Below are 20,711 nucleotides of genomic sequence, written 5' to 3' on the forward strand. Positions count from 1 at the left end.
CCTAATCAGCATTTTGCTCTTATTATAACATTGTGTTTGCCCATTTTCATACAACGCCTCTTTTATGAGAAGATAGATTCCGGTTTGCTGCGCGTTGTACGTACCTCCACGACTTTCCCGGCACAACCGTTGTCATCCAACGCCTGGAATGCAACTCGCACACTTTCTTTGCCTGACGTAACCTTCTCAGGGATATCATAGGTAACGTAGAATACTTCACCGATCTTGTTCATATGAATTCGCTGTTCTCCGACCACATGGCCATCGACGGCGATATTAAATATTCTCTCATGCCGTGTTCCTTCCCGTTCAAAAGGAGAATGATCCCCGCCCCAGTATGCCACGCATACATAGTTCGGTGCAGCACCATCCACTGCCAGCTGGTAGCTGAAGTAAGCTCCGCTGACACCAAATGCTTCTCGCCACATATGCAGCTTGTTGCGGCTGTCTGTATATGAACCGTTATGATGTTCTGCGCGGCAATTGCTTTCCAGATGATGTCCAATCTCATCCTGCTGACCATCAGGCTGCACCCTGTCGATGGTGATATCATTCAATTCCTTCTCCAGTGCATCCCCTTCATCGTTAAACGGCCAATAGACCGTATAGAACTCATGATGTACATCATAGAACGGAATCAGTTTCACCGGGTTACCGTCTGAAGTGACATCCTTGCTGATCTCAAACGTCAACGTACTTGCGTCCACGACCTTGATCCACTCGTGCACATCCTCCTGCTCTGTCCAGATCACAGGTACAGGTGCAGTTTTGGGATTCAGTGCCGTTTCGTCCACGATGGTATCCTCGGGCAGCCCTTCGCTTCCCAAAGCCCCTGCCAGCACAATCGGGCCGTACAGGAATGCCACCTTGTGTGTATCGTCCCTGGACGTGTATTGGTGGAGCGACATCGGCAGCGTGATGGTGATGACATCGCCAGCGGTCCATGTGCGCTCGATGTCGAGGTATCCGGGTTCCATCCGGGTATGCGGATGGGCCGTATCCCCGTTGACCGTTGCCGTCATTGGCTCCTGTAGCCATGAGGGCACGCGTAGCCTAAGATTGGCCGAGGCGCTGCCTTCGGTGATCGTAAGGGTTACCTTTTCCGAATAAGGAAAGTCGGTTTCGAGCTTCAGCGATATGCCTTGGGATCTCCAGTCCAACTGGGAAGCAATATACAGGTTAACGTACAGAGCCTGCTCATCCTCGAAATAGATCGCCTCGGCGTATTTGCCCGGGTTCTCCATGCCAGATCCTGTGCAGCACCACCAGGCGGTATCGTGAGTACCGTAGATTTTGTAGTGGCCTTGCAGTGTTGATGCAAAATACGTTTTGTTCCCTGTGTCCGGGTCCTGTGTGCCCAGGATGTGGTTGTAGATCGCATTTTCATAATAGTCCATGTAGGCACTGTCGGGATTCCAGGTATAAAGCTGCTTCGTCAGATGCATCATGTTGTGGGTACAGCAGCTCTCTCCGGTTTTGATGCCCAAACTCTCCATGCCTTTCGCTTCATAATGCTCCGAAATGCTCGTTGCACCAAATACATAAGACCGATGATGAATCGTGGTATCCCAGAAAAACTCCGCCGCTGTCCGGTAACTCTCATGGTTATGGTCCTGGTTATAGATTTCGGCGACACCGATGACTTTCGGAATCTGCGTATTCGCATGTTTGCCCTGAAGATCATCCTGCTTGTATTCCAACGGTTCGAGGATTAATTGATGTGTGAATTTGTTGGCTATCTCAAGGTATACGGGCTTCCCGGTGATTCCATACAAATGTGCAAACACTTCGTTCATACCGCCGTGTTCACATAGAAGCATGACCTGCATCTGTTCTTCTGTCATCGGGCTTAGACCGTCCACCGCCCAGTCAGCAAACCGCGTTACTACCTCAAGGGCCTGTTGATTACCCGTTAATTTGTAAGCGTCAATCAGACCACGATAGATTTTGTGCACGCTGTACCAAGGCACCCAGTATTCACCGATGTTAAAACCACCAATATGTTCTGCCCGAAATGCAATACGGAAAGCTTCTTCGGACAGGCCGCCGACATACCCGCTGCCTGTATGCTGCTGAATGGATGCAAGCTCACTGACGGCATAATCCAGCGTCTGCTTTAACGTTTCATTACCTGTCGCCTGATAGGTCACAGCCAGGGCAGACAGATAGTGTCCAAGGGAATGCCCGCTAATCGAGCGTGCCTCCCAACCCGCGTATCGTTCCTTTTTTGCCGGTAACCCATGGGCCTCAAAACATGGTGCCAGAAAACGGTCAATGTCCAGGGATAACAAATACTTTTCTCCAACTTCCTGTGACGTTTGAAAAACGCCATTTAACAGATTGACATGCTCAGGTCCCAGAAATCCCTTTTTGGTTTCAATCATTCTGCTCGCTCCTCCTCGGTATGTAGTGGATATTTAGAAATACTTTTATAGATATACAAAGGGTAAAATCCGTGTTGCAATTCAATTGTCTCTTGCGTTCTTTCTTCATACAGGCCTTGAATATCCTCATATTATCAAATAAAATACAACTACATCAGACTCATAATCCAAGAAAAGGTGGAGAAACCCGTCCTATGCAAAAGCCATTGGAACATTACCTGTGCGGCAAGTTCATAACCGAAGGTAATTGGAGCCACATGAAGCGCAGCATGCCTGTTCACGAGGTCATTTTGATGTTGGAAGGCGAGATGTACATTGCGGAGGAGGACGAGCAGTTCGTGGTTCGTGCAAATGATCTGCTATTTCTGAGGGCTGGACGCACCCATTATGGCTATCAGGTTAGCGATGCTCCCGTCAGCTTTTACTGGGTTCATTATGATTCGATTGAGAAAGAGTTCGACCAGTATCCCACCCATGCGACTATTCAGGTTCCGTCCACCGCCAATCAGCTGTTCAAGCAATTGCTGCATAGTTCATCGTTCTCACCGGAAGAAGCAGACGCGGCATTGCTGCTGTTGCTCAAAGAACTGGAACGCAATACACAGGCGGGTTATCGGCCGCACAATGCGATCGTTGACCACATCTGCAAGTGGGTGGATATTCATCTGCATACCGACATTACGGTTGGAAAGATTGCCGAGACTTTTAATTTTAACAAGGACTATATCTCCAAAATGGTGAAACGTGAGAAAGGCATTGGGCTCAAAACCTATATCCTCACGGAACGGATTCGCCGGGCTAAGCAGATGCTGCTCAATACAAATGCCAGTGTGAAAGAAATTGCCGGGCAATGTGGTTTTTCGGATTACAAACTTTTCCTGCGCATGTTCAAACAATACGAAGGCAATACACCCACCGAATATCGCAATAATTTGTATTCCACACAGCTCAACCTTCTATAATGAACCTTATACGTGCGAACCTTGGTTGTGCTTGTGCGGATATACCAACTCATAGAATTTTATGAGTCATATATAGAAAATTTGAATGAATCCAGTACCATTGGGTGTGATACAATTCAAGTCAACTATATCTCTTATCAAACCAAGATTAGATCAGAAGGAGAACTTGAGATGACAACGGCAGTAACGATTCATCCCGCTACAGAAGCTGACCATGAAGAAATTGTACATATTCTCATTGAAAGTTACTCCGAGTACCGGGACACATTCCAAACACAGGAACAATGGGAACATTATTTGAAGGATATTCGGGAATCGCCGAGCAATCCTTATATCAAGCAATTATGGATTGCCAAAATAGATAATCAGATTGTCGGAACGGTCCAATTGTTCGAGACCGCGCATAAGGCTTACCCGAACTTCGAGTTGCCTATTGATTATCCGTTTATTCGACTGTTGGGCGTCGATCCCAAGTGGAGAGGTCACGGTATTGCCAGAGAACTGCTTCAACAATGCGTTGAATCTGCCAAAGACATGGGCAAAAATACGGTGTATTTATATACGGGGGGTCAGATGGTCAACGCGATTCGATTATACGAACGTTTTGGTTTTGTAGAAGACCCGGAATTCAGTTCCGAGAGTGGCGGAGGCAAAGCGATCTGCTACCGTTATGATTCATAATTCATGTGAGAACATGGCATTAGGAGCACAACTGAAGGAAACGAACAAGGATATGAGTTTGAGTGCATTTAACTCGTAAAAAAACGAAAAGGCCGCTCATCATGGTATTATCCCCTTTTATGGAGCCTCTTCAAACCAATTCAAGACTTTCATCCTAAAAATCATACAACAAAACAGGCTGTCGATATTTTTCGACAGCCTGAAGCAACTGAAATAGCAGCTTTGGATCTTTGATGGTTTAATTCATTGTTCTTAATCACTAAATTGAATATGAAATCTTAAAAATAATAATAAATAACCGATAGTTATTTTAGCTGCATTAATCATTAGATTAAGTTTATATGCAATCAAATTACAAACTAATTTGATAATTCACTTTTTCCTTTTAGGAAGAAAATGTTGATTAGTACGCTTAACACGAAGAATACACCAACAAAAATTCCCCAATATAAAACTAAACTATCATATGATAATAATAAAATTCGATAAATAACTTTATGAATTAAAACAGTAAGAAGAATTGCTACGCTATTTATGATCGCCAGACCAAATATTTTCATTGTTATTCCCCTTCACCTATAATTTGAATTACTCTATCAGATTGGTTAGCAATTTTTGCATCGTGAGTAACACATACAATTGTTTTTCCAATATTTCTCATCTCATGGAGCAAGTTGACTACAATCTGTTTGTTAATATCATCCAAATTCCCTGTAGGTTCATCAGCCAATATGATCTCGAAGGGTTTCAATAGTACTCTAGCAAGCGCAACTCTTTGCTGTTCTCCACCACTTAATTGATATATTTTTTTGTTTAAGAGGTTTGTATTTAGACCAACCTTCTCTAAAGTATCCACCATCGCTTTTTCGTTAAATGCAGTATTATATGTTTTCGATATTAACAAGTTATTTAACACAGTATCATTATCCATGAGAACATAATTTTGAAAAACATATCCAAAAAACACCCTTCTCAACTGCATTACTTCTTTTTTATTGGGATTACTAATGCCGCCTATTTTTACAACACCATAGTCTGGATTATCAAGTAACCCTATTAAATTGAGTACCGTAGTCTTCCCTGCTCCACTCGGCCCAACTATTGATACAAATTCATTCTTTTTTATACTTAGAGAGAAATTTGATAGTATAGGCCTTCCATCATAGCTCTTCCCTACATTAATTAAATCAATCATATGTGGTCTCCCTTTAGAATCTTATTCATTTTTCCCTTTCTAAAAGAACTACTTAATAATCTAATTATGAATAAATCAATAATTAAAACAATACAAACCATAGTTAGAATAATCACTTTATTGTATAAGAGAAATACAATTATTCCAGCAATGACATTAGACGCAAAAATAGTTAAGATTACATCTCTGTTAATCGCCCAATTAGAATGCCCAAATAAATATTTAATACTAATTCTGTATATATTAGAGCTGTAATACGCCCAGGCAAAAGAAGCAACAAGTATTATAGATAATATAACGCTGATAAAAAACCCAATTATTTGTTGAAATAGAACCCATTTTCTGTTTACTACCTCATCGTGGGCTTCATTATACACAGAAACAACATTATTAATTTCATGAACATTTGTTTTAGAAATTGAAGGCAGAATATTATTATATGCACTCCCTTGAGACAGGTCCTCAAAAAAGAGTGAAGTTGTCGCATATGCTCCCATATTAGAAGTATCTAAACTATCATTATAAATAATCGCAATGGGATCAAGAATTTTATTTTCTTTGTCGCCAGTCTGACTGTTAAATGTAAAATACTCTTGATCATTTTTCACGTATACAATATTTATTTTTAAATCTTTAATTGATTTATCATTAATTGGGTAGCCTAATTCCTCATTGTAGATATTACTCACATGAACTTTTTGAAAATAGAACCATTCACGGTAAGTCGAGGTAATTTTATTTTCTATCTGTTTGAATTGCTCAGGTACTAATATATTTAAAACATCTTCTTCACTTTCAATTTTATTTATAATATCTTTTCCGTCGCTACTAGCAATAGGGTTAACCCTTAAATAATTCATGTTGATTATAACCCTTCTTCCATAAGGAGAATATAATTCATCATTTGTAGTATTAATAGTATACTGATATACAGGCTCTCCCTCTTTCTGGTAGCCAGTATTACGAAAGTTCTCAGAGTTTATCAAGAATGCCTGATTACTCAATTCTACATCTTTGTAAAATGCAAAAAGTCTGTTATTTAAATCTCTTTCTGCTGCCAGATCATTTGTGATATTTTTCCCTAAAACCCCTAATTGAACTCTAAAAACATTTAGACTCTGATTCCAATAATCCAGTGCCCTCAACTTAGTATTCAATTCATTCATGTTAGTTAAGGCGGTACTCATTACAACAAAGAGTACGACACTAACGACTGTTTTTAGTACCGCTGAAGCCCACTGAATCTTTTCATAAGGCAGTTTCCCTCTTAGGCTGTACATTTTTTCATCCAATTTTTGCACCACACGTAAACCTAGATAAACAAACAAAAACAAAAAAAACATAACTAAAATATTATTTATTAAAAAAAACAACAAAAAACCGACTAGAAAATATTGTTGCTCGAAAATAATAACAGACGCTATAATTCCTCCTATAAAAATCAAAAGTAAATATAATGAGAATTTAAAAAACATATTTGAAATGGAAATTAAAGTTCGCCACGTAGAAAAACCCCATAAAATTTTTACAGCAATAGTCTTTCTTATTAATGATAAGTAATAAAAAAGTCCTATTCCAAAAAGAAAAACAGAAAAAAGTGTAACCACGAGAAGATTTATATTAATCAAAGATAAATTACTTATCTCCACATTTGTTTTCGATATAGTCCCGTAAATAGAAAATTCTTCTATAAAGGCTTTTATTGTATCATTACTAGCTCCTCTAATATAGAATTCTTCACCGAGTCCAACATTCTTAACATCATCTATGTTGTAGATCCTCAAATCCCATGTGGATAAAGGAAAATGTATCTGTCCTATTTGTCCTGTAGTATCTTCGTTTGAATTATTAGTTAAAAAAACACCCTTTTCGAGGGATATCTGGCCTGATTTTAATTTCAATTTACTATCCTGCATAATATTGGTCGAATATATATTCAACTGATTTTCGCTTAAAAATTTATATTGGGAGATGTTAATATTTTTTTCCCTCGAAAAAGAGATCAAAGAATTAATTAAATAATTATTATCAGCTTCGGGATTAGCCTTTCCATAATCTATATGTAAAATGGTATTATCACCGTAAATCATATCTACCATGTTCTTGCTATTCTGAAAGAATAACATAAATAAATTTGAAGATAACAGCACCAGACCTATTAAGACACACAATATCTTACTCAAAAAAACGACCCCTTTAAATAAACTAACATAGTGCGATCAATCGCACTATGTTAGTTTATTTCGTATTTTATCTAGTCTGCCAATTAGCTTTGTTTCCCGTTAAAGAAGACTTGATCCAAGCAGAAGCTTGAATCTTGGCAGGTTGCCACTCACTACGTATAGTTGTGGAACTGTTAGAAACACTAGCTAAGTGTTCTTTATCAGGATGGTTGTAATATGCAGTATGTCGATCAAGCCCCCATTCTACACTGAACGTTCCACCACCATGTTCTTCAGAAGCTAACGTCACAACAGAACTAGATTGACGTAATGTTTGAGCTACCGATTGTTGATTCATAAGCTGATCTAAGTCAACGCCACCACTGTTCTGAATATCAGCAGATGAAGCTGACACACTAACAGCAGATCCTACAATACAAGTAATAACAGCCAAAAAAGTTGCTATTTTTTTCATTTTTTTCAAAATAATAACCTCTTTTCTTTTTTTTGTTTAATTACAAATCGAATATATCATAACATTTCAAAAAATACCATATATTTCTTTTTATAATATAACAAATTTTATAGGTTATTAGAGAGAGAACAATAATAAGCTAAGCAGAACAAACAATTCGAAATCCAAAATTACATTTTATTCCCAAATTCATTCCAATGCATAATATACCAGTTAGATGTTAAATGTAAACAAACATACATATTATACGAGCACATATCATTCACCACCATAAATGAGTTAAACTAGTGAGCGTATTCAAATAGTCTAAGTGGTACTACAGGGGTTAAATATATTAGATGAATACACGATACGAAATAAAAGAGACACAATGGCAGCGAGTTCAAGAACTGTTTCAACCCGATTGAAAACATTAAGGAGGATGTCCGCAATTGATGTCATGCTTTGGATTGCTCGTTCAGGCGCAGAATGCGTGATTTTCCTGACCACTTTCCTAACTTGAAATCCGTACACTCTGCTTTCGGCCCTGGAAGAAAACTAGGATTTGGGATGAGGTGCTAGCATGTGTTTCTCTGGATGAGGATGAGGAAAGTGTCATGATTGATGCTTCGATTGTGAGTGCTCACCAGCATAGATCAGGGGAAAGTAAGCGATCGGACGTTCCCTCGTGGGATTAAGCACTAAAATCCATGTCGTGGTCGATGTGTTAGGCCATTCACTTCGTTTCGAATTAACGGGCGGCGAAGCTCATGACTCCGTTCAATGCTATGAACTTCTTAAAGCGATGAAACTGACAATACAGTCAGGCGACCATTAAAAGGTTTATCGATTAATGGAACAATTAGGAATCTGTTCTGTCATTCGAAAGAAGCGTCGATTCTTTCGAAGACAAGCTTCCTGTGATGAATCAGAATCGGCTTCAGCGCCAGTTTCAGGCAGATAAACCTCGAACTAAACTCGTCACAGATATTACCTATATTCATACCAGAGAACATTTTGTCTATCTGTCTGTCATTCAAGATTTATATAATAACTAGCTTGTAGCTTGGCATCGTTCCACACGAAATGACCTCGCTTTGGTTCATGAAACGCTGGATAGACTAAGCCGGTACGTGGATCTCAATGGGGTAATTCTACACACGGATCACGATTTGCTCAACGCTTCAGACAGGCGATTGAGCTTGATCAGTTATGATGGCAGAGTCTAAGGCATAATTGGAATGTAAAAAAAAACACTCCGGTGCTTGCACCAGAGTGTTGCATATTTGATAAGGATGCAGCTTGCTTCCCTTATACCTTTACTTTTCTTACAGCTTCGCTCAACTCAATCGTTTGCTGCCTCAGCAGGGTGGACGTTTGTGCCACCTTCTGGAACATGCTCGACTGCTCCCCTGTCAAACGATAAATGTCATCCGAATGATCTGAAACGCCGGATGAAATTTGCGAGATCGTACTGACCGATGCTGCCGCTTCCTCGGAACCCGCCGATATTTCCTCCGCTGCTGCGGATACCTCCTGGATACGATGTGTTACCACACGAAACGCCTCAACCATATGCGTAAAGGCAAGCTCTGCTTCTGCTGTGCTCGTCACCCCCTGGCCGATCTCTTGCGAGGTAACATCCATCTGTGATCCGATATACTGGGACTCCTTCTGAATACCGAGCAACAAATCCGATATCGTCTGCACAGATGTGCCTGAAGCCTCAGCCAATTTTCGTACTTCATCCGCTACAACGGCAAATCCCTTCCCATGCTCTCCTGCATGAGCGGCCTCAATTGAAGCATTCAGCGCCAGCAGCTTGGTCTGACTCGCAAAATCCCGCACCGTATGAAGTGCACCGCCGATTTGCTGTGAGAAGTTGTTAAGCACTTGGACCATGGCTACAACTTCAGCAGATACAGCCGAAATGCTCTCCATCTGTTTCTTCATTTGCGTCATGCTCTGCTTACCCGATTGTGCCGTAGCAAGCGCAGTTGTTGCAGCGTCGGACACGGCTGTAGATGACTCTGAAATATCGGTAATCCCTTTAGCGATTTCTTCCATCGCATTGGCGCTGTCGCTAGCACCTTGCTTCTGGGTATGTGCTCCCTGTCTGATCTGCTGCACGGATTGGTCAACACTCTTATTCATCTCAAGCATATCTTCTGCATCACGATTGAATTGCTCCGTTGATTCTGCGAGAATATCGGTGGTTACCGAGACACCCGCAACCATGTCGCCGATCATTTTATTTAAGTCCCCAGACATATGAATCATCGCCTTGAATGTGCTGCCAATCTCATCCTCACTTTGCAGCCGATATGCTGTCAGGATTCGGTTAGCTTCCGCCAGCTCACCTTGCGCCATTTGTTCGACGCTTGCCTTCAACGGTTTCAGCGGTCGCAGCCCCCTTACGATGAACCACAATACAACCGCGATGCCTGCAACCGTGATGAACAACAACAGGGCATATAATGGAATGCTGGATTTCATAATATCTGACTCAATAATTCCAATGACCGACACAGCTGTATCGATTCCTATCACACCCGTTAAGGCCCCATTACTGTCCAGAATCGGAGCGTACGAGGAAATATATTCGCCATACTCCTCATTATTAATGATGGGAGAACTGGCTGTTTTCCCTTGCAGAAGCTTTTGGACTGCATCACCTGGGATATCCGTCACTTCATTGATCGGTGATGCTTTATCTGCATCTTTCATGCCGTCCACCATAATGAGAGGCGTGCCTGTATCGTCTATTTTTACAAAATACACATACATCGCACCGATGTTCACACGAAAATCATCCAGCTCATCACGAATCTTCAAGAACACGTCATTTTCCTTGGGATCTTTGGCAAATTCCACATACGGTCCTGTATCCAGCTGTTTCACATAACTCTCGGCAATTTGAATATTGTAACTCGATATGGCCTCCTGCGCGGCTAGCTTCATATTCGCCAGCTGAAGCAGCATGCTTCCCGCAGATATAATCACAATGACCAATGTAACAATGGCAACAATGCGAACAACCAAACGTTTCTTGAAAAAACCGACCATCCAATCCTCTTCCTCTCACACCTGTATGTAAGCCTTTTCGACTACGCCCTACCCAAAAACTACATGCTCGAAGCACTATGTAATGTGAAAATAGTATATGAAGTTGTCGAATTAGGCAAGAAAATATTGGATACGGATAGCAATAAAAAAACATCTCGGCACGAACGCCGAGATGTATTGTTGTTGCACAGCTATTATGTTTCTTCTACAAACACTAAACTTCATGCCCACGCTTCTTCCTGAATCGAATCAGAGACCAGAGAATCAGTAATACGAGTACAGTTAGACAGATGCTTATGCTGAAACGGTTGCCTTCATCAAACACGAACATGACTGCAATAACGCCGAGACACAGCACAGCAGCTCCAGTTACGTAAGGAAATCCCCAAACTTTAAATGTCGGGTGTACCGGATATCTCTTACGCAGCTTCAGCTGTGAGGTGGCAATACAGATCCATACGAGCATCACGACAAACCCCGGAACCGCCAGCAGCACGCGGAAGAGCTGATCTTGTGCGAATAGCCCCAGCATGGAGCCCCCAAGCAGAATCACAGCACATACCAGCAGTGTATTTACCGGACTGCCGTTACGATTCGTTTGTGATAATGCCTTGGGAGCTTCACCACCTACCGCCATGGAATGCATCATACGGGATGCGCCGTAAATGCCCGAATTCGCAGCAGACAGAACGGCGGTCACCAGAATAAAGTTCATAATATGTGCTGCTCCCGGAAGCCCCGTGGAAGCCAGCACCTGTACAAACGGACTGCTTTCAGGCCCCAACTCATTCCACGGAATGAGCCCACAGATGATGAGAATCGGCAGCGTGAAAAATAAAATAATTCTCAGCATGAAGTTCCCTACAATTTTGGGCATCACCTTGTCCGCATTTTCCGTCTCCGTTAAGGTTAAGCCAATCAGCTCAGATCCTCCATACGAGAACATGACGACCAATAATGCCGAGAAGATCGATGACCATCCATTAGGGAAGAAACCGCCTGCTTGCGTGTAATTATGCAGATAAGGCGTATTGTCACTTGGAATGATCCCGAAGATCAGACCCGCCCCAAGGATAATAAAAATAATAATCATGGCGATTTTAATGCCAGCCAACCAAAATTCAAATTCCCCAAATACGCCTACACTCAGCAGATTAATCAGTATAATAAACACCGCACATGCCAAGCTCAGCATCCACAGCGGCACTTCCGAGAACCAGTACTGCAAAAAGCTCCCTGCGGCGATGACCTCAATTACACAAACCGACAACCAGAGGAAACAATACATCCATCCCATGATAAAGGAGACTCTGCTGCCGAACGCTTCCTGCACAAAGTCTTTCATATTTTTGTTCTTGTACACTGTAGCCATTTCCGCCATCGCAGCCATGACAACCAGTAACAATAAGCCTGCAAAAATGTACGTTACAATGACTCCTGGACCTGCAAGTCCAATCGTTTCGGCGCTTCCTTTGAAAATTCCGGTTCCAATGACACCGCCCATAGCCATAAAGCTAATATGCCTTGGTTTAAGTTTCTTCTGCAATGTTCCTTCTGTCTGAGCCAATTCAAGTCCTCCTGATGTAAAAAACGTCTGTAATCTTCTGTTATGTTTTCTGAAACATAACTTCCAGTATACCCTATTGTTCATGGATCAGCCCAGCAGTTCCGTACGGCCAATTCATCCCAAACGAATGCTGACATGACCTATGTTTTATACCCCACAATGATACAAAGCAATCTGTATGCAATTCAATCCGTTCATTTGAATACATTCTACTCTTCTTACGATCTCCAATATGTATGATTTGTTGCAGTCTAGCACTTCGCAAAACAATCATTAAACGCAAAAAAACCAGCGGTCTGTATGCAATAGAATGCTGGTTTCCAATGTTCCTGCTATGTTTTACTGCCTATCGTGTAACTTATAATTCCTTCGTCATAAAAGCGCTGTTCGGGTCCAAACTATAATCTGCAAATGGCTCACAGTATATAAACCCAAAGTCTTCATACAGCTTGCGCGCCGGAATAAAAGAATCCATCGAACCCGTCTCCAGACTGATCTGTTTGTAACCCCGATCCTTGGCAACCTCGATAATATGAGCAAGAATTTGTCTTGCTACGCCTTTTCTCAGGTGAGCCGATGCTGTACGCATCGATTTCAATTCCGCATGCTCCGAATTCAATTCCTTCATGGCACCGCAGCCCAGTAGCTCTTCCGCTTCCCATGCGCACCAGAATGTAATCTCAGGTTTCTTTAACCCATCCAGATCCAGAGCGTGAATGCTTTCCGGCGGCGAATCTGCTGCCATGCCCTGCAAATGTTCTGCAATTAATCCAATGACTTGATCGCCGCTCAAATCGTCTACTTTGATCTCCATATCTACCACTCCTGCCGACAATTTTGTTGTGTGTTGTTTACACTGAATACATGTCCAATGATTATATAGTACTACCATGGCAGGTTTTCTGACAACAGCTTCAAAAACACAAATGAAATGTCTATTGTGATACCCTTAAATTTCCATTATAGTGAGGCTATCTGATTACAAAGGAGCGAGGAATATTGCATAGAAACCATATAGCTAATTGTCGTACTGAGGTGAAGCAAACTTAATTTGTGAAAAGGAGACCATCATGACACTATCGACTGAAAATCTGTTTTATAGCAAACGATTGAAAATGACTCCGCCCCGCGCAGAAGATGTGCAGACCATGCTGCAATGGAATGAAGATCCCGAATATTTGCGAAATGTGGATACGGATATTGCCATTCCATTTTCGGAAAAGCAGCTTGAGGATGAAGGCGAGACGAAGGACAAGGAAGTTTACTTTCGGCTTCGAACGCTAAAGGGTGAACAACTGATCGGATTCGTTGTCATTCACAGCATTGAATGGAACAACCGCTGCGGACAACTTGCCATTGGCATTGGACTCGCAGAGCATCGCAACAAGGGGTACGGAACAGAAGCTTTGAATCTTATTTTGCGGTATGCCTTCCATGAATTGAATCTGGATCGGGTAGGTCTGGATGTCATCGCCTATAATGCAAAGGGCATTCGTGCCTATGAGAAGGTCGGCTTTCAGTTGGAAGGTCGTGCTAGATCAGCCGTGTATCGTGATGGAAAACGCTATGATCGCTTATTGATGGGAATTCTAAGACCTGAATGGGAAGCACACAATCAGATCAATGTGGAGGGTGGACAAGCATGAATATGAATGCGGAAGTCACTGAATTTATCGAACAGATCCCGGTTCCCTGGCAAGCCGAGGTTGCAAGTAAACTGCGGGAGTTGGTACATGAATCCATCCCTGAAGTAGAGGAACGTGTGCAATATAAGAAACCGCATTTCCTGAAAAACGGTAAATATGCAGCGGTCATCTCCCCTTCCAAGCCGGCAGTATCCTTCACGATCTTCAATGCAACCGGACTTGAGCTGCCAGATGGGATATTTGAAGGCCCAGCGGAACGTAAAACAATTAAAATCAAGGAAAAAGATACGCCTGACTATGAGTGGCTGGCTGCACTTCTGACACAAGCATCCGCAGAACTTTAAGCTGGAATTGAGATATAAGGTGTCTCAGTTTCTTTCAACCGACTATAGCAACTATTAAAAAGGCCAACCAGCATATCTGGTTGACCTAATCATACGAGGGGGCTTCCTAGAATGTTAATACATATGGGATAGCCCCTTTTGGGTATGCAGCTGTCAATACAACTAAGTCGCTCTATGCAATAACAGATCATTAGAGATCACAGTCAGGATTGTTGATAAGATACCGCGGTCATCTGACACGGCTCGCAAATGAACATGTAATACATGCCATCCCCGTATTCCTCAACCTCGCTCCAGTCCAATTGTCCAACGGCCCTCATCCTAGAAGAGCAGCATGGACAGTTCGGATAATCCGCGTCCTGAACCCATCCGGGATGGCCCCCAATCTGGGATGTAGAAGGCTCCATCGCCCACTCACTGGCATGGAACGCATGACGTGGTGCAGTCGCAATCCGAAACTGCCGGCCTGCATCCGGTGCAAGCTGAACATAGTCGTCCGGGTCAAGATCATCCGCTCCCATCGGCATCACATTATGCGCACTCCAGCACGGTTCACCTACTGAATCCATCTCCATATAAACGACGCCATAACAACTGCATATAACGCAAGTCTGCACTTGAAGCCGCTCACTATTCCATGCAACATCCTGCAGTGCTGGATGCTGTACATCCAGATCAATTAAGGTCGTTAACGGACCGCCACACCACTCACAGTTATCGGTACTGGTCAACAGCATGGAGATCGAATTGCCAATAGATGTGTCGTCAGCCCCTTCATTCTCTTTTACTTTATAGAGTGAATAACTTGGAATGATAAATAAATCCCTGCGCTGGCCTTCATTCGTTAACTCCCAACCGGCTTCGGTAGTATAGTGCTCTGGTGCGACATGCAGCTGATCTGCCCAGCGAGGCGGAGACTGCCTCCATTGCTGGAACTGACGTACAACCACTTCATCTCCAATATAGGCGATCATGAGCAACAGATTATTCCGATTCTCATCATCGGTGTTCACCCGCTGCAACAGTTGATCACGTACTTCAGCCGAGGCGCTCTTATACAAAATGACAGGATAATAGATTTCGTGCTCCAACAGCTCAGGAATCTGTGCAGACAACGACGTATCATGGTAACAGACCAGATACACCAAAATATCTTTACCTGTATCGTCATCCCCCGTACGAATCAGTTGCATCGCATAATCGATCATGAGGGCTTGCTGCTCCGTAGACAAGGACAGATACACCTGTTCTTTGGAATGCTCGTATGCCACATAACAGATTAGTGGATCATGATCCTGACGTGTATGCATGATTTTCAAAATCTCCACAGGGTCCATGATTCCCTCATACAAGTCCACGTCGCGCCGATTGGCTTCAATGTATCTCTGATGTGCCTCGCGCTCCATCTCTTGCTTGCAAGGCATGCAGTACCCACCTGTTCTGGCAGCCGTTGCTGGCAAAATCGTATTTGGGCCCCCCTCTCGTATGCATGGAATGCGTTCTGTCATCTATGGGTACCCCCTATGCTTTTGATCCTTCTTCACGTTCTACAAGCTCCATCATGTCGATCAGTGGGATGGTAGATTAGTGATGTCCCAGTTGGTCCTTCGTAAATTCATAAAATGCGAGCGCATCTTCGCTGCTGGCAAAACCCGCCTGAGCCATTTTTTCGCTGCCGCCACCTTTGCCCTGGTAGGCTCCGAGATTGCCCTTGAAGAAAGGTCCACAAGCCCACTCCGGCGGCTGCCCGTTCTGCGCCAATACAACTTTGGCCTCCGAGATGCTCGCAAAGAGTACAAGTCCCTCATGTTCTAATGTCAGCTTGATCGCTAGACTCTGCATATCCTTGAGCGATTTGTCTTCAAAGATTTGGGCAATGACAAGCCCTTCCCGTGCAGATAAAAGCTCTTGTGCATAATAAGCGTCATTGGAAGATTTCACAGCGTTCAGCTCTGCTTGCAGCTGCTTTTGTTCTGCTTCCATTTTGTCGATCCGATCCGCCAGCTCTTCCCGGCTCGTCTTCAATTTAGCTGTAATTCCGCTCAGCACGCTTTGCGCGGCGTTGAACTCATTCAGTGCTCGGTATCCGCATTTAAAATAAATCCGGGTGCCGCCCTTCACTTTCTCGGTTTTCAACAGTTTAATAATTCCGATCTCTCCTGTGGCTGACACATGTGTTCCACCACAAGCGTTATATTCCACGCCCTCGATCTCCACGATGCGAATATCTTCGGTTACGGAAGGCTGCTTCACCAGCGGCAGACGTGCCGCCTCTTCCGCAGTGACCCATGAACTGCTGATTCTGGCATTCCGGTATATCTGCTGATTAACTTCCATTTCAATTGCAGCCAGTTGATTCGCTCCCAGTTCGGCTGCCACATCGATCGTGATGTAGTCTGAGCCCAGATGAAAGCTGAGCGTCATCGCATCTGCCAGCTTCAGCGTAATAGCCGACAGCAAATGCTGCCCGCTATGCTGCTGCATATGATCGAATCTGCGCTGCCAGTCGATATGGCAATCCACGTCATTCTGCTCCGTCGCACGCTCCAGTTTGTGCAGCACCTCACCATCTTCACTAATCACATCCAACACATCAATGCCGCCGATTTGCCCCAGATCACAAGGCTGTCCACCCCCATGCGGATAAAGAGCCGTCTCCGCCAGCGTGACATATATACCATCTTCTTTGTCCACTCTGCCTGTAATTTGTGTATGCCACTCCCGTGTGTACGCGGAGTCATAATAGATTTTTTGCGTCATCGAATCATCCCGATCCCTTCTCGTTCAAATGGCTATCCATACTCTCCAGATTACACTATCTGGAACCGCCAAGCCAAATTTTCCGCCTCACATCTCCGTTTTCCATATCAAAAAGACCGCTCTGCAAGCCAAGCTACAGAGCGGTCTCCTAACTTAATATCCACTATCCACGTTTAATGGAACGTTGGATATGGATTGTACCTATGATTACACCAAAACGAGATGCAGTCATATTAATTTGGTATAGACACAAGAGCGAAACAGACAGAAAGGACCTGAAGAAGCGGAGCGTGCTCCTTTATCACCGGATTTCTCCCTTCAGGGAAAAATCATTGAAATCCGGGGGTAAGAGAGATCGAAAGGTTTTCTGTCTGTGTAGTTCCTGAGTGTCTAAATCAAGTATGGTCTGCAATCGGAGTGGCCAAGTTTAATCTCGTTACACTCCATATTATTTCATTGACTCGGATAGCTCTGTGAAAATAACACCCAGCGCATATGCGCCAGCATCTGGGTAGCCCAGACTGCGATCGCCAACAGCACCCGCGCGGCCCATACGTGCCACGATGTCTTCTGTTTTCTTCGCACCTTCTACTGCCGCTTCGGCACCTTTGGCAAACGCCGTTTTGAAGTCATCTCCAGACTTCGAACTTTGCGTCCAGGCATCTGCACAAGGAACAAGTGCATCAATCAAAGTTTTGTCGCCCACTACGGCTCCACGTCCAAAAGAGCGTTCACCTGTAGACTGAATCCCCTGCACTGCTGCCTGCATCATATCAGCGAACTCTGCAACGTTCAAATGCTGCTTGTCACCAACGGCTTTGCCTGCTGCCCGGAATGCCGAACCCCAGATTGGGCCGGATGCACCACCGCAGTATTCCATAATGACAAGAGAGCAGGCATCGAGGAATGAACCGATATTCTTTTTCTCTTCGTTCACGATATGGTTCCATTCGCGTTTGAGCTGTCTGAAACCCTTCGCTACGCTCATACCAAAGTCGCCGTCACCCGCATGGGAATCCAGTTCACAGAACGGCACTTCGTTCTTGATAATGACTTCACTCATCTTATCGATCAGGTAGACGATATTATCCAGGGAGAATTGATTGTTGTTGATCACCGCAGACGTTGCAGGTGTTTCCACTTGATAGGATACAGACGCATCTTCAGTCACGACAGCTTCCAACGCTTCCGAATATGCCACTTGCGCTACTGGAGGACCAGACACTTTGAAAGCAGGTGTATCACTTTCCTTAAACAACAATGTTTTCAGTTCATCGTCCAGTTTCAGGATAGTTACCGATGCGCCTGCCATATCGATACTCGTCATGTAATTGCCAACAAACGTAGTGGATACACCCAGTCCTGAACGCTGTGCCAGCTCACGCTGAACCGAGTTGTTGAGCAGATAAAGCTCCTGTAAAGGAGTCGCACCAAAGCCATTGACAAGCACAGCAATCTCAGCGGATGCATCGTTGTCCAGCTTCATTTCTGCAAGCAGTGCTTCAACCATGCGTCCTGCAAGCTCATCCGCAGATACTAATTTCTCGCGGCGAATGCCTGGTTCACCATGAATTCCCACACCGAATTCCATCTCATCTTCAGCGATTTCAAATGTCGGTGTTCCTTTGGCTGGCACGGTACAGGAAGTGAATCCAAATCCGATGCTGCGAACGTTCTGGGCTGCTTTCTCAGCAACGGATTTCACCTCTGCCAGACTGCGGCCTTCTTCGGCTGCAGCTCCAGCGATTTTGTGTACCAGTACGGTTCCGGCAACGCCGCGGCGCCCTACCGTATACAGACTGTCTTGAACAGCAATGTCGTCCTCAACCCGTACATATTGCACATCAATGCCATCTTCCTCGGCAAGATGCGCCGCGTTCTTGAAGTTCATCATGTCGCCGCTGTAGTTCTTAATGATTAGCAGCGTACCCTTCTTGCTGGCTGTGGCCTTGATCGCTTGATACACCTGTATCTGGGAAGGAGATGCGAATACATCTCCACAGACCGCAGCATCCAGCATGCCTTTACCGACGTAACCCGCATGAGCAGGTTCGTGTCCACTACCGCCGCCGCTGATGAGGCTGACTTTATCCCCATTAATCTCTCTGCGTTTAATGACCTTATATTTTTTCAAAAATTCAAGCTCCGGGTGCGCCAGCGCAATGCCGTTGCACATTTCCATGACAACATTTTCAGCCTGATTGATGATTTTCTTCATTTATTTCGCCTCCCGGCGAGCTGCTTTGTAGTCCCGTCCCATACGGTCAGCCGCCGCAATGGCAGCAGCCACTTCAGGAACAGTAATCGGGAATGGCATGGCATGAATGGATTCTTCCGGAATACATGCGATCTCGGCCACCTTCAACAACTCTTCCTGATTAATGGTATCTACACCGATATCCGCCAAGCTTACAGGCAGTCCTACTGCGAGACAGAAGTCCATGACTTCATGCAGCTCTTCGGTTGGTGCATTTTCAAGGACGAGTTGTGCAATCGTACCGAATGATACTTTTTCACCGTGGAAGAAGTGATGTGTACCCTCCAGAACAGTCAAACCGTTGTGGATCGCATGTGCTGCAGCCAGACCGCCACTCTCAAATCCAAGACCAGACAACAGAATGTTTGTCTCAACGATGTTTTCCAGCGCTTGAGTCACGACGTTGCTGTCACTGGCTACTTTTGCTTTCAATCCATCAGTCAGCAGCATTTCATAACAAAGTTTTGCAAGAGCAAGTGCTGCATTTGTACCTACTGCGGATGGCGTGTATCCTTCACGTGATCCCATCGGCAAACTTGCGTTCACACGAGAGTACGACTTCGCTGTAGCTCTTGCTTCGAAGTACGTAGACAACGCGTCACCCATACCCGATACAAGGAAACGTGTTGGTGCGTTTGCAATAACTGTTGTGTCCACGAGAACAACACTTGGGCTTTGTTTGAAATAAGCGTAGTCATCAAAAGCACCTTCTGGCGTGTACAACACAGCCGAGTGACTTGTTGGTGCATCCGTTGCTGCGATGGTAGGACAGATGATCAGCGCTTCGCCTTCTGCCACACATTTGGCTGCATCAATCGCTTTACCGCCACCAAGACCGATCGTACAAGTGCATCCTTTTTCTTTCGCAATTTCTTGAAGACGAGCGACTTCCTCGCGGGAACATTCTCCTCTAAAACCGCTTTCAACAAATGTAATATCGAATTTCTGTGCCGTTGCATCGAGCTTCGCTTTTACACGCTGTACATCATCCGGATGTGCGATCAGCAATGCAGATTCACCAAAGGATTTCACAAAGTAACCGAGGTTCAACAATTCGTCTTCGCCTTGCACATATTTCGTTGGACTAATAAATGCTTTTCTCATAATGATATAAACCTCCTATGGATGATATAAGTTCGTTTACTGCATCAATTACCTGCATACCTTCAACAAACAAGGCTATCTGATGTAATTCTTGGATGAACTTAAACATGAAATTTTAAATACTCACAA

The 20,711-nt window shown here is 43.9% G+C and carries 16 protein-coding genes; 4 read left to right on the top strand and 12 right to left on the bottom strand.

What is annotated here, in order from left to right; all coding sequences use genetic code 11:
• Positions 1-62: 62 nt before the first annotated feature.
• On the bottom strand, positions 63-2,384 hold the full coding sequence (locus gpAD87_RS21615; protein WP_064640523.1) for a glycoside hydrolase family 127 protein: 2,322 nt from the start codon (positions 2,382-2,384) through the stop codon (positions 63-65).
• A gap of 194 nt (positions 2,385-2,578) precedes the next feature.
• Here gpAD87_RS21615 and gpAD87_RS21620 point away from each other — a divergent pair, with 194 nt between their 5' ends.
• On the top strand, positions 2,579-3,346 hold the full coding sequence (locus gpAD87_RS21620) for an AraC family transcriptional regulator (RefSeq protein WP_157258503.1): 768 nt from the start codon (positions 2,579-2,581) through the stop codon (positions 3,344-3,346).
• Between the two features lie 171 nt (positions 3,347-3,517).
• Positions 3,518-4,027: a GNAT family N-acetyltransferase gene (locus tag gpAD87_RS21625; RefSeq protein ID WP_064640524.1), complete on the top strand. Its 510-nt coding sequence runs from the start codon at positions 3,518-3,520 to the stop codon at positions 4,025-4,027.
• Between the two features lie 359 nt (positions 4,028-4,386).
• Here the strand turns inward: gpAD87_RS21625 and gpAD87_RS21630 are convergent, their stop codons facing one another.
• The 7 genes from gpAD87_RS21630 to gpAD87_RS21660 form a co-directional block, all read right to left on the bottom strand.
• Positions 4,387-4,587 carry a bacteriocin-like WGxF protein gene (locus tag gpAD87_RS21630; protein ID WP_064640525.1) on the bottom strand — a complete coding sequence of 67 codons (201 nt, stop codon included), beginning with the start codon at positions 4,585-4,587 and terminating at the stop codon, positions 4,387-4,389.
• A gap of 2 nt (positions 4,588-4,589) precedes the next feature.
• Positions 4,590-5,222, bottom strand: coding sequence for an ATP-binding cassette domain-containing protein (locus tag gpAD87_RS21635; RefSeq protein WP_064640526.1), 633 nt, complete (start codon positions 5,220-5,222; stop codon positions 4,590-4,592).
• On the bottom strand, positions 5,219-7,405 hold the full coding sequence (locus tag gpAD87_RS21640) for a DUF1430 domain-containing protein (protein ID WP_064640527.1): 2,187 nt from the start codon (positions 7,403-7,405) through the stop codon (positions 5,219-5,221). The genes gpAD87_RS21635 and gpAD87_RS21640 overlap by 4 nt, the downstream gene beginning before the upstream one ends.
• A gap of 67 nt (positions 7,406-7,472) precedes the next feature.
• Entirely contained in the window at positions 7,473-7,859 is a 387-nt protein-coding gene (locus tag gpAD87_RS21645; protein ID WP_231952783.1) for a lactococcin 972 family bacteriocin, read from the bottom strand.
• A 1,290-nt stretch (positions 7,860-9,149) separates the two neighbouring features.
• Positions 9,150-10,904: a methyl-accepting chemotaxis protein gene (locus gpAD87_RS21650; protein WP_064640529.1), complete on the bottom strand. Its 1,755-nt coding sequence runs from the start codon at positions 10,902-10,904 to the stop codon at positions 9,150-9,152.
• A 214-nt stretch (positions 10,905-11,118) separates the two neighbouring features.
• A complete protein-coding gene (locus gpAD87_RS21655; protein ID WP_157258504.1) occupies positions 11,119-12,471 on the bottom strand; it encodes an amino acid permease in 1,353 nt (450 codons plus the stop codon).
• Positions 12,472-12,829: 358 nt separating this feature from the next.
• Complete coding sequence (locus gpAD87_RS21660) at positions 12,830-13,285, bottom strand: GNAT family N-acetyltransferase (RefSeq protein WP_064640530.1); 456 nt, start codon at positions 13,283-13,285, stop codon at positions 12,830-12,832.
• 256 nt (positions 13,286-13,541) lie between these two features.
• Between gpAD87_RS21660 and gpAD87_RS21665 the strand changes: the two genes are divergently transcribed.
• Both gpAD87_RS21665 and gpAD87_RS21670 read left to right on the top strand, forming a co-directional pair.
• A complete protein-coding gene (locus gpAD87_RS21665) occupies positions 13,542-14,117 on the top strand; it encodes a GNAT family N-acetyltransferase (RefSeq protein WP_082935215.1) in 576 nt (191 codons plus the stop codon).
• 2 nt (positions 14,118-14,119) lie between these two features.
• Positions 14,120-14,461, top strand: coding sequence for a DUF1801 domain-containing protein (locus gpAD87_RS21670; RefSeq protein WP_064641114.1), 342 nt, complete (start codon positions 14,120-14,122; stop codon positions 14,459-14,461).
• Between the two features lie 203 nt (positions 14,462-14,664).
• Here the strand turns inward: gpAD87_RS21670 and gpAD87_RS21675 are convergent, their stop codons facing one another.
• The 4 genes from gpAD87_RS21675 to gpAD87_RS21690 form a co-directional block, all read right to left on the bottom strand.
• On the bottom strand, positions 14,665-15,969 hold the full coding sequence (locus tag gpAD87_RS21675) for a hypothetical protein (protein ID WP_064640531.1): 1,305 nt from the start codon (positions 15,967-15,969) through the stop codon (positions 14,665-14,667).
• A 76-nt stretch (positions 15,970-16,045) separates the two neighbouring features.
• Positions 16,046-17,221: an alanyl-tRNA editing protein gene (locus tag gpAD87_RS21680; protein ID WP_064640532.1), complete on the bottom strand. Its 1,176-nt coding sequence runs from the start codon at positions 17,219-17,221 to the stop codon at positions 16,046-16,048.
• Between the two features lie 448 nt (positions 17,222-17,669).
• On the bottom strand, positions 17,670-19,439 hold the full coding sequence (gene dhaK, locus gpAD87_RS21685) for a dihydroxyacetone kinase subunit DhaK (RefSeq protein WP_064640533.1): 1,770 nt from the start codon (positions 19,437-19,439) through the stop codon (positions 17,670-17,672).
• Complete coding sequence (locus tag gpAD87_RS21690; RefSeq protein ID WP_064640534.1) at positions 19,440-20,582, bottom strand: glycerol dehydrogenase; 1,143 nt, start codon at positions 20,580-20,582, stop codon at positions 19,440-19,442.
• Between the last annotated feature and the right edge of the window lie 129 nt (positions 20,583-20,711).

This window comes from Paenibacillus sp. AD87 (assembly GCF_001659845.1).
Classification (GTDB): domain Bacteria; phylum Bacillota; class Bacilli; order Paenibacillales; family Paenibacillaceae; genus Paenibacillus; species Paenibacillus marchantiae.

Excerpts from the sequence above, each read along its gene's own strand:
- gpAD87_RS21625 (WP_064640524.1), top strand. The coding sequence starts at position 3,518 with ATGACAACGGCAGTAACGATTCATCCCGCTACAGAAGCTGACCATGAA.
- gpAD87_RS21630 (WP_064640525.1), bottom strand. The coding sequence starts at position 4,587 with ATGAAAATATTTGGTCTGGCGATCATAAATAGCGTAGCAATTCTTCTT.
- gpAD87_RS21620 (WP_157258503.1), top strand. The coding sequence starts at position 2,579 with ATGCAAAAGCCATTGGAACATTACCTGTGCGGCAAGTTCATAACCGAA.
- gpAD87_RS21660 (WP_064640530.1), bottom strand. The coding sequence starts at position 13,285 with ATGGAGATCAAAGTAGACGATTTGAGCGGCGATCAAGTCATTGGATTA.
- gpAD87_RS21675 (WP_064640531.1), bottom strand. The coding sequence starts at position 15,969 with ATGACAGAACGCATTCCATGCATACGAGAGGGGGGCCCAAATACGATT.
- gpAD87_RS21680 (WP_064640532.1), bottom strand. The coding sequence starts at position 17,221 with ATGACGCAAAAAATCTATTATGACTCCGCGTACACACGGGAGTGGCAT.
- gpAD87_RS21665 (WP_082935215.1), top strand. The coding sequence starts at position 13,542 with ATGACACTATCGACTGAAAATCTGTTTTATAGCAAACGATTGAAAATG.
- gpAD87_RS21670 (WP_064641114.1), top strand. The coding sequence starts at position 14,120 with ATGAATGCGGAAGTCACTGAATTTATCGAACAGATCCCGGTTCCCTGG.
- dhaK (WP_064640533.1), bottom strand. The coding sequence starts at position 19,439 with ATGAAGAAAATCATCAATCAGGCTGAAAATGTTGTCATGGAAATGTGC.
- gpAD87_RS21690 (WP_064640534.1), bottom strand. The coding sequence starts at position 20,582 with ATGAGAAAAGCATTTATTAGTCCAACGAAATATGTGCAAGGCGAAGAC.
- gpAD87_RS21615 (WP_064640523.1), bottom strand. The coding sequence starts at position 2,384 with ATGATTGAAACCAAAAAGGGATTTCTGGGACCTGAGCATGTCAATCTG.
- gpAD87_RS21650 (WP_064640529.1), bottom strand. The coding sequence starts at position 10,904 with ATGGTCGGTTTTTTCAAGAAACGTTTGGTTGTTCGCATTGTTGCCATT.
- gpAD87_RS21635 (WP_064640526.1), bottom strand. The coding sequence starts at position 5,222 with ATGATTGATTTAATTAATGTAGGGAAGAGCTATGATGGAAGGCCTATA.
- gpAD87_RS21645 (WP_231952783.1), bottom strand. The coding sequence starts at position 7,859 with ATGAAAAAAATAGCAACTTTTTTGGCTGTTATTACTTGTATTGTAGGA.